Source organism: Micromonospora sp. ATCC 39149 (genome assembly GCF_000158815.1).
Taxonomy (GTDB): domain Bacteria; phylum Actinomycetota; class Actinomycetes; order Mycobacteriales; family Micromonosporaceae; genus Micromonospora.
The window spans coordinates 6,493,101-6,494,953 of sequence record NZ_GG657738.1 but is presented as its reverse complement, the minus strand read 5'-3'; the positions used below and the strand labels follow the sequence as shown (position 1 = coordinate 6,494,953).

Genomic DNA, 1,853 nt, shown 5'->3' with positions numbered 1-1,853 from the left:
GACGATGTGGTGCTTGCCGAGGAACAGCACGTGGTCGTCGGCGGCGAGCCGGATCAGCAGGGCGCGCAGCAGCGGCCCGGTGGCCAGGTCGAACGGCTCCGCCGAGGCGGCATCGACCAGCGCCCGCGCGGCGTCGGCGTCGGCCGCCTCCGTCACCGTCAGCGGCACCTCGACGGCCTCCTCCACGACCACCGTGGGGCGGCCGTCGGCGTCGGCGGGGAACCGGGTGCGCAACGACTCGTGCCGCGCCGTCAGCCCGGCCAACGCGCTGCGCAGGCCCGCGACGTCGAGCGGTCCGCGCACCCGCAGCGGCACCGCGATGTGGTACGCCGCCTCGCCCGGGGCGATCTGGTCCATGAACCAGACCCGCTCCTGGGCGTACGACAGCGGCACCTCGGCGTCGGCGGGCCGGGGGGTGATCCGGGCCGCGGGGGCGGCGGCGCGCTTGCGCAGACGCTTGGCGATCAGCGCCTGCCGCGCCGCCTCCCGGGCCGGATCCTTCAGGTCGGTCATGCGGTGGGTCCCTCTTCCGTCGCCAACAGCTCGGCGACCTCGGCGTCGGAGAGCTCGTCGAGTTCCGCGGCGATCAGCTTCTCGATCTGGGCGGCCAGGTCGGCCACCACCGGGCTGCCGAACAGCGCCCGCATGGGCAGGTCCACGTCCACCTCGGCGCGGATGCGGGCCATCGCCCGCATGCCGCGCAGCGAGTTGCCGCCGAGTGCGAAGAAGTCGTCGGCCGCGCCGACCTTCTCCACGCCGAGGATGTCCGCGTACACCTCGGCCACCAGGGCCTCTGCGTCGGTGCGCGGGGCGACGTACGCGTCGTCGACCGCCGCCGGGGCGGCCGGGGCGGGCAGCGCGGCCCGGTCCAGCTTGCCGTTGGGGGTCAGCGGCAGCGCGTCGAGCGCGACGAACGCGGCCGGCACCAGGTGCGCGGGCAGCTCCCGGGCCAGGTCGGCGGCGACGCTCGCGCCATCGGCGTCGCCGACCAGGTAGCCGACCAGGGTCGGCTCGCCGGAGTCGGTGCGCACGACCACCGCCGCCGCCGACACGTCCGGCCGGGCCAGCAGGGCGGCCTCGATCTCGCCCAGCTCGATGCGCATGCCACGCACCTTCACCTGGTCGTCGCGGCGGCCCAGGTAGTCAAGCGTCCCGTCGGCCCGCCAGCGGGCAAGGTCGCCGGTGCGGTACATGCGCTGCCCCGCCGGCCCGTACGGGCAGGGCAGGAACCGCTCGGCGGTGAGGCCGGGGCGGCGCAGGTAGCCGCGGGCGAGCTGGTCGCCGGCCACGTACAGCTCGCCGACCACCCCCGGGGGCACCGGGTTCAGCGCGGCGTCGAGCAGCAACGCCCGGGTGTTCCAGGTGGGGGTGCCGATCGGCACCGCCCCGGCCGCAAGCTCCTGCCCCGGTGCGATGCGGGCGGCCACGCAGCCGACGGTGGCCTCGGTCGGGCCGTACTCGTTGGTCACCGCCACACCCGGGTGGGCTGCACGCCAGCCGGCGAGCTGCTCGCCGGTGAGCGCCTCGCCGCCGACGACCAGGTCCGTCGTCGGGGACACGGCGTCGTCGAGCAGCGGCAGGTGGCTCGGGGTGACCTTGAGCAACGCCGGCTTCCCCCCGGCACGGGCGGCCGGTTCGTCGATCGCGGCGAGCCGGACGGTGCCGCCGGCGGTGAGCGGCCCGAGCAGCCCGGTGACGGTCAGGTCGAACGACACCGGGGAGTGCAGCAGCGCGGTGCCGGCCAGGCCCGGGTATGCCTCCCGGGCCCACGCCAGGTAGGCGGCCACCGACCGGTGCTCCACCACGACGCCCTTGGGGCGGCCGGTGGAGCCGGAGGTGTACAGCACGTACGC

At 76.2% G+C, this 1,853-nt stretch carries 2 protein-coding genes; both read right to left on the bottom strand.

The annotated features are described in order from the left end of the window. Positions 1–513, bottom strand: a 513-nt coding sequence (locus MCAG_RS27995) for a condensation domain-containing protein (RefSeq protein ID WP_007076309.1), incomplete at its 3' end; no start/stop codon positions are given. Next, positions 510–1,853: non-ribosomal peptide synthetase (locus MCAG_RS27990; protein WP_036375614.1), on the bottom strand; the 1,344-nt coding region annotated here is incomplete at its 5' end. The genes MCAG_RS27990 and MCAG_RS27995, both read right to left, overlap by 4 nt.